Below are 712 nucleotides of genomic sequence, written 5' to 3'. Positions count from 1 at the left end.
GATTCATTGTGTCCAATCTATTGACAGAGGTTCAGATTATATTTGTTACTTTTAATAATACAATTCCAGAAGATGAGAGGGATTTAAACTTGAAAGAAAAAATGCTAGAGGAAAGGGACTATATAGTTTATTGGGCCTTAAAAGGACTAAGGAGATTAATTGAAAATAATTTTATTTTTACATCTTGTAATGACTCTAATGAATTTAAGAGACAGTATGTTCAGGAGATGAATACAGCTATTTCATTTATTGAGTCCTGTTGTGATGTAGATTGGAATAATAAAAGTTTTAGAGTCCATAAAAGGGATTTGTATAATGCATATTGTAAATATTGCGCGAGTAACTGTCTAACTTCATTGAATAAAACCGAATTCTTTAACCAGATAAAATCCTTTTCATTTGAAAAGAAGAAGTTTAGATATAAAGGTTCTATACCTCTTGAGGGATTTATCGGAATATCTTTAAAAGAAGTTTATTAAAGGAACATGAGATAAGATGGCTACTTTTGCTACAGGATAGCTAAGAAGGCTGATGCTACAATGCTCTATTCGTAGCAAACAAAAAGCATCTTTACTACAAGCAGCTACAAGAAAAAAAGTAAAGTCAAGAATACTATTTATATATTATATATGGGAGGTTGATTAATGATGGGCAACATGAGGATATATGAGTATGAAAACCGGATTAACCCCCGAACTTTGGACACATACAC

General features: G+C 31.2%; 1 protein-coding gene. It reads left to right on the top strand.

Features of this window, described 5'->3' with window-relative positions:
• A partial coding sequence (locus HMPREF0083_RS19895; RefSeq protein ID WP_021623517.1) for a primase-like DNA-binding domain-containing protein occupies nt 1–479 on the top strand: 479 nt, incomplete at its 5' end.
• Nucleotides 480–712: the final 233 nt, after the last annotated feature.

The organism is Aneurinibacillus aneurinilyticus ATCC 12856, from assembly GCF_000466385.1.
Lineage (GTDB): Bacteria > Bacillota > Bacilli > Aneurinibacillales > Aneurinibacillaceae > Aneurinibacillus > Aneurinibacillus aneurinilyticus.
This window is presented reverse-complemented; position numbering and strand designations above follow the sequence as displayed.